The sequence below is a fragment of the Streptomyces sodiiphilus genome (genome assembly GCF_039529215.1).
GTDB classification, from domain to species: domain Bacteria; phylum Actinomycetota; class Actinomycetes; order Streptomycetales; family Streptomycetaceae; genus Streptomyces; species Streptomyces sodiiphilus.
On the sequence record NZ_BAAAMJ010000004.1, the window covers coordinates 77,162 to 83,161 of the forward strand.

Consider the following 6,000-nt stretch of genomic DNA (forward strand, 5'->3'; position numbering starts at 1 on the left):
CGGTGGCCCTCCTGGCCGCCGCGGCGCTGCTCGCCGGCTGCTCGGCCGGCGGCGACGCCGAGGACGCCGGCCGGGCGGCCGCGCAAAGCCCCGCAGGCCAGGAGACGGAAGGACCGGTCGCGGGACCCGAGGAGCGGGACGCGGAGGAACGCGGCGGGGACACGGACGCCTCCGGCCCCGCGGACGGCACTGCCCCTCCCGGCGCCTCGTCCCCGGAGCCCGGACCGGCCGACGGCACCCGCAGTTTCGCCGACGAGGAACAGGAGTTCCTCGCGGACCGGGTGCCCGAGGGAGCCGATCCGGGGGCGCTCCTGGAACTGGGCACGGAGGCCTGCGAGCGCATCGGGTATCTGCGGCGGCACGACCGCCCCGGAGCCGTGGAGGCGCTGCGGGACGGCGAGATCCCGCACGCCGAGGACGCCGTCACGCATCTGTGCCCCCAGTACGCGGACCTGCTGAAGGACGCACGGAAGGATTCCTGACCACATGGCCAAGCTGCCCATCGTCGTGGCGATACCCACCAAGAACGAGGCGGAGAACATCACCGGCACGGTGCGGTCCGTCATCGGCCACTTCGCGTCGGTCGTCGTCGTCGACTCCGACAGCACCGACGACACCCGCGCCCTGGCCAAGGCCGAGGGCGCCGAGGTCGTCCCGTACACCTGGGACGGGAAGTACCCGAAGAAGAAGCAGTGGTGCCTGGAGAACGTGGAGCCGGAACGCGACTGGCTGCTCTTCCTGGACGGCGACGAGACACCCAGCCCCGAGCTGCTGGCCGAGCTGCGGCGGATCTTCCTCGACGGCCGCCCGGTGAAACCGGCCGCCTTCGACATTCCGCTGGGCTACTGGTTCGGCGGGAAGCGGCTGCGGCACGGCTACACCATCGTCAAGCGCGCCCTGCTGGACCGGACCCGCTGCCGTTTCCCGGAGCCCGGTGACCTCGCGGCACCGGGCATGGGCGAGCAGGAGGGGCACTACCAGCCTCTGGCGGAGAGCGTGCACCGGCTCAAGGCACCGATCGAGCACCGGGACCTGGACCCGGTGCGCACCTGGTTCGACCGGCACAACCGCTACTCCGACTGGGAGGCGTGGCTGGAGCACCACCCGGAGGTCCGTGAGGAGATCCGCGGCGCGAAGACCCGTCAGGGGCAGCTGTTCCACCGGATGCCGCTCAAGCCCCTGGTGTCCTTCGCCTACGCCTACGGTTTCAAGCGGGGCTTCCTGGACGGCCGGGCGGGACTGGACTACGCCCTGGCGATGAGTTTCTACCGCTGGCAGATCGGGCTCAAGGCACGCGAGCCGGCTCAGTCGGCCGGGGACGACGCCGGGCCGCCCGGTGCCCCCACCCGCCGGTAGATCTCCAGCAGCGCGTCGGTCACCGCGTCGATGGTGAAACCGTCGCGCACCAGCTGCCAGGCGGCCTGCGAGGCCTTCTCGTGGGCCGCCGGCTCCAGCAGCTCCAGCACGGCCCGGCCGATCAGCGGGCCGTTGTCACCGTCCGGCACGCCGGCCACCACCCGTCCGGCCCCGGCACGTTCGATGTCCGGGGCCAGCCCGGTGGTGGCGGTGACCACCACCGGTGTGCCGACCGACATGGCCTCCAGCACGGAGACCGAGAAGGCGTCCTGAACGGACGGCAGGACGAAGACGTCGGCCCGGCGGAGCCGGTCGAAGACCTCGGGGCCGTCCAGCGCGCCGAGGTGCTCCAGGGAACCGGCCACCCCCAGCCGTTCGGCGAGCTCCAGCGTGCCGGCCAGCGCCCCGGTGTCCGGTCCGGCCAGTACGAAGCGCGCACCGGGATGCCGGGCGAGGACGGCGGGCATCGCGGCGACGAAGTCCTGCGGACGCTTCCCCTCCTGGATGCGGGCCAGGTAGAGGACGGTCGGCGGGCCGCCGGACGCCGAGGCCCGCCGGTGTGGCAGCCACTGCTGCGGGCGGACCCCGTTGACCAGCCGGAACGACGGGGCGATGGGCTCCGGGGCGACCACGGCGGCGGTCTCCCGGCGTTCCCGCTCCGTCAGGTACAGGACGGCGTCGGCCTTCCGGAGCACCCGCCGCGTCCCCAGGGTGTCCACCAGTCGCGCCACCGGCTTCTCGGTCGGGTCGACCATGCCGTGGGTCTGGAGCACCAGCGGACGTCCGGCGCGCAGCGCCAGCAGGGCGAACGGCAGGGTGACCAGATCCCGCATCAGGTGCACGTGCACAAGGTCCGCGGAGCGGATGAAGGACCACGCGCGGGCCAGCAGGGCCGGGGAGGTGATGCCGCTGACCTCGAAGCGCGGCAGCACGTGCCGGGCCCGGAAGAGCTTGACCGGGACGCCGTCCACCGTCCGCGGCAGCGGCCCCTCGAACCCGTCCCCCAGCGCGAGTACCACCGCCTGTTCGCCGCGGGCCCGCAGTTCGCGGGTGAGGTTCAGGGCGACCCTGGTGGGCCCCCCGAACGCGTGTGTCGGCGTGTGCAGTGTGACGACATGCAGAACTCTCATGGACCCGCTCCCCTCCCGGGCCCGCTCGTCCTCCCCATGGCACGGCGCCCGGCCGTCAGCCTAGCGGCCGGGGCCCCGGCCCGTGGCCGTGTCAGCGATAGACTTGCCGCCTTGCCGGAGCGGGGCGGACGGGGGCGGTTGGGGTGCCGGTCGAACTGGAGGAGCGCTCTCCCGGCGCCCCCCGGGCCGTGCTGTCCAGGCCGCTGTCCGTGCCGCTGGTGGCCGGGGTGGTGGGCATCCTCCCGCTGGCCGTGACCGCCCAGCCCGGGGAGGGCGTGCGGGACGCCACCTTCTGGTTACAGCTGGTGGTGGCCTGCTACGCGGGCGCCCGGCTGTGCGCGATGGTGCTCTCCGGCCGCCGCCGCCTCGTCCAGGGGGCGTTCTGGCTGTTCTGCTACCTCGCGATGGGTATCGCGCCGCTCGCGCAGAGCGTGCTGGGGCGCGACCCGACGCCGGTCCTCGGCCCGCGCTCGGACACCATGCTGGCCACCGCCCTGGTGCTGGCGGGAATGATCGCCTTCGATCTGGGCGCCCTGCTGGCCCGGCACCGGCCCGCTCTCGGCGGGACGTCGTCGGCCCGCCCCACGGTGCACCGGCGCCGGCTGTATCTGCTGGTCGCCCTGGCCGCTTCGGGCAGTGTGCTGCTCATCGTGCAACTGGGCGGCCCCGCGGTGTTCTTCAGCAGCCGGCAGGAGATCGGCGCGAGCCTGGCGGAGGCCACGGGCGCGTCGCCGGACGGCTTCGCCGGGGAGGCCGGCAACGCGCTGCTGCGGGGCTTCGGGACGGTGCCCGCACTGCTGGCACTGCTGTTCATGACCCGCTGGCTGGTCACCTCGCGCAGCGCCCGCCGCCGGCCGTCGGTGCTCCTCCCCTGGGCCGGGCTGCTGGTTCTGAACATCATCGTGAACAACCCGGTGTCCAATCCCCGTTACTGGTTCCTCACCGTGCTGTTCGCGCTGCTGTTCACCGTCTTTCCCCGCAGTCCGGTGATGTACCGGGCCTCGCTGGCCCTCGGGGTGGTCATCGCCCTGCTGGTGTTCCCGTTCACCGACCGGTTCCGCTACGACGAGGAGGGCCACCGCCCGGTGGACGCCGACTCCCTGATGGAACCGCTGGTGATCAAGGACTACGACCAGGTCGGGATGTTCGCCAACACGATCACCTACGCCCAGGACGGCAACGGCCACACCTTCGGCCGGCAGGTCGCCGGGGCGGCGCTGTTCTTCGTGCCGCGCCCGCTGTGGGAGGGGAAGCCGGAGGACACCGGTTTCCTGGTCGGCGGGTGGATGGGCACCAGCAGCGCCAATCTGTCCTCCCCGCTGTGGGCCGAACTGTGGCTGGACTTCGGTCCGCTGGGCATGACGCTGGGTTTCCTCGGCGTGGGGTATCTCGCGGCCCGCGCCGACCGGCACTACGTGCGGTACACGGTCGAGGACCTCTCCCCCGGCAATGTGCTGGCCGTGGTGGTGCCGCTGGTGGCCGGCTACAGCTTCATCCTGCTGCGCGGTTCGCTGCTGCAGGCGTCGGGACGGATCGGCATCGCGCTGCTGTGCCTCGCCCTGGTCACCACCTTCCGCCGTGACCGGGACCGGCAGCTGACCTGACCGCGCCCTCCCCGGTCCGGGACCGGGGAGGGCGGGGCGGCGCCGTCAGCCGCGCAGTTCGGCGGTACAGCACTTCACGCTGCCGCCCCCCTTGAGGAGTTCGGTGAGGTCGACGGGCACCGGCTCGTAGCCGCGCTGCCGCAGCGGCTCGAACAGCCCTTGGGCGGCCTGCGGGAGCAGTACGTGGTGACCGTCGGAGACGGCGTTGAGCCCCAGCGCCAGGGCGTCCGCCTCCTCGGCGAGCACCGCGTCGGGGAAGAGCCCGGCGAGCACCGCGCGGCTGCCGGGTGAGAACGCGGCCGGGTAGTACATCACCGCGTCGTCCCGGGTGTCGTCGAGCACGGCCAGGGCGGTATCCAGGTGGTAGAAGCGCGGATCGACCAGGTCGAGCCCGATCACCGGCCGCCCGAAGAACTCCTGCGCCTCCGGGTGCGACAGCGGGCTGCTGCGGAACCCGCGGCCGGCCAGCAGCCAGGAGGCGGTGACCGCGAAGTCTCCCTCCCCCTCGTTGATGTGCTGCGGCTCGCGGACGTCTCCGAAGCCCTGCTCCTCGTACCAGGCCCGGTGCACCCGGGCCTCACCCATCCGCTCCGGGTGTGCGAACCGGGCCCCGAGCACCCGGCCGTCCACGACGGTGGCGCCGTTGGCCGCGTAGACCATGTCCGGGAGCTCGGGCCGCGGCACCAGCTCGTCCACGGTGTGTCCCAGCGACCGGAAGCGGTCGCGCAGGCTCTCCCACTGCGCGACCGCCAGCGGCACGTCCACCGGTTTCGCCGGATCCATCCAGGGATTGATCGAGTAGGTGATCCGGAAGTACTCCGGCGGACACATCAGATAGCGGCGGGCTGCGTACATCGAGCTCTCCTCACCTGGTCGGTGCGCACGATGAGCCCATAGTGAGGCCGGACCGGCCGGAATTCCTCCACCCGTACGGAGGAATCCTGGCCGTCCTCACCCGTTCGGCGTCAGCCGCCGGTGTCCCGCCCGCCTCAGCGGCGGGAGCGCAGCTTCTCCAGCAGCTCGCGCTTCCGGGCGGCCGGGTCCGGGCGGGAGCCGGCGCCCGCGCCGTTACGGCCGGCGCGCAGCTGCCCGCGGGAAAGGTGACTGCGGGTGCCGCCGACACCCAGCAGGTTTCTTCCGCGTCCCCTGCTCATGGCGGTCCTCCTTCTGTCCGGGTACCGCTCGTTGGTGCACCTTCAATGCGCAACGAGACGTATCGTCTCGTCAAGACGGAACGTCTCGCTAGACTTCCGGACATGACGCCTCCCTCCCCCGCCGCCGGGCGCGCCCCGGACCGCTCGCGGCAGAATCCCCGTTCCCGCCAGGCCATCTTCGACGCCGCCCTGCGGCTCGTCGGCGAGCTCGGCTACGAGAAGCTGACCATCGAGGCCATCGCCGCCCGGGCCGGGGTCGGCAAGCAGACGATCTACCGCTGGTGGCCGTCGAAGGCGGCGGTGCTGCTCGACGCCTTCACCGCCGTGACCGAGCGGCCCGGCAACCAGGGCGGGCTGGCCGACACCGGCGACCTGGAGGCCGACCTCAAGGCGGTGCTGCGGGCCACCGTGGACGAATTCAACGACCCGGCCTTCGAGGCCCCCTACCGGGCCCTGGCCATCGCCGGGGCCGGGGACGCCGCCCTCGCGGCGGACTTCGTGACCCGCCTGAGCGAGCCCGGGATGCGGGCCTACCTGGAGCGGCTGCGGCGGGCCCGGGCGGCCGGGGAGATCGACCGGGACGTGGACCTGCGGATCGCCACGGAGATGATTCTCTCCCCCTTCGCCCAGCGCTGGCTCACCCGGAACGGGGAGCTGAGCCACGAGTTCACCGACCGCCTCGTCGAGCACGCCCTGCGCGGGCTGCGGCCGCGCTGAGCCGCCGGGAGCGCCGGCGGGCGGGGGGGGGGGGGGGGG

General features: G+C 72.9%; 7 protein-coding genes. 4 read left to right on the forward strand and 3 right to left on the reverse strand.

Annotated elements, in window-relative coordinates:
• Positions 1 to 2 precede the first annotated feature (2 nt).
• Together ABD299_RS02360 and ABD299_RS02365 are read left to right on the forward strand one after the other, a co-directional pair.
• Entirely contained in the window at positions 3 to 482 is a 480-nt protein-coding gene (locus tag ABD299_RS02360; RefSeq protein ID WP_344258392.1) for a hypothetical protein, read from the forward strand.
• Positions 483 to 486: 4 nt separating this feature from the next.
• Positions 487 to 1,356: a glycosyltransferase family 2 protein gene (locus ABD299_RS02365; RefSeq protein WP_344258393.1), complete on the forward strand. Its 870-nt coding sequence runs from the start codon at positions 487 to 489 to the stop codon at positions 1,354 to 1,356.
• On the opposite strand, the gene ABD299_RS02370 is transcribed toward ABD299_RS02365, so the two are convergent.
• Complete coding sequence (locus tag ABD299_RS02370) at positions 1,305 to 2,486, reverse strand: glycosyltransferase (protein ID WP_344258395.1); 1,182 nt, start codon at positions 2,484 to 2,486, stop codon at positions 1,305 to 1,307. The genes ABD299_RS02365 and ABD299_RS02370 overlap by 52 nt on opposite strands.
• 143 nt (positions 2,487 to 2,629) lie before the next feature.
• On the opposite strand from ABD299_RS02370, the gene ABD299_RS02375 reads away from it, so the two are divergent.
• Positions 2,630 to 4,090 (forward strand): hypothetical protein, encoded by a 1,461-nt coding sequence (locus ABD299_RS02375; RefSeq protein WP_344258397.1) that lies wholly within the window; start codon positions 2,630 to 2,632, stop codon positions 4,088 to 4,090.
• Positions 4,091 to 4,135: 45 nt separating this feature from the next.
• Here ABD299_RS02375 and ddaH read toward each other — a convergent pair whose 3' ends face one another.
• Both ddaH and ABD299_RS02385 read right to left on the reverse strand, forming a co-directional pair.
• Complete coding sequence (gene ddaH / locus ABD299_RS02380; protein WP_344258398.1) at positions 4,136 to 4,945, reverse strand: dimethylargininase; 810 nt, start codon at positions 4,943 to 4,945, stop codon at positions 4,136 to 4,138.
• 134 nt (positions 4,946 to 5,079) lie between these two features.
• A complete protein-coding gene (locus ABD299_RS02385; RefSeq protein ID WP_344258400.1) occupies positions 5,080 to 5,244 on the reverse strand; it encodes a DUF6243 family protein in 165 nt (54 codons plus the stop codon).
• 102 nt (positions 5,245 to 5,346) lie between these two features.
• Between ABD299_RS02385 and ABD299_RS02390 the strand changes: the two genes are divergently transcribed.
• Complete coding sequence (locus ABD299_RS02390) at positions 5,347 to 5,961, forward strand: TetR/AcrR family transcriptional regulator (protein ID WP_344258401.1); 615 nt, start codon at positions 5,347 to 5,349, stop codon at positions 5,959 to 5,961.
• The last annotated feature ends 39 nt before the right edge of the window (positions 5,962 to 6,000 follow it).

What these genes read in the sequence shown, in the direction of transcription:
- ddaH (WP_344258398.1), bottom strand. Translation starts at nt 4,945, where the DNA reads ATGTACGCAGCCCGCCGCTATCTGATGTGTCCGCCGGAGTACTTCCGG.
- ABD299_RS02390 (WP_344258401.1), top strand. Translation starts at nt 5,347, where the DNA reads ATGACGCCTCCCTCCCCCGCCGCCGGGCGCGCCCCGGACCGCTCGCGG.
- ABD299_RS02365 (WP_344258393.1), top strand. Translation starts at nt 487, where the DNA reads ATGGCCAAGCTGCCCATCGTCGTGGCGATACCCACCAAGAACGAGGCG.
- ABD299_RS02370 (WP_344258395.1), bottom strand. Translation starts at nt 2,486, where the DNA reads ATGAGAGTTCTGCATGTCGTCACACTGCACACGCCGACACACGCGTTC.
- ABD299_RS02385 (WP_344258400.1), bottom strand. Translation starts at nt 5,244, where the DNA reads ATGAGCAGGGGACGCGGAAGAAACCTGCTGGGTGTCGGCGGCACCCGC.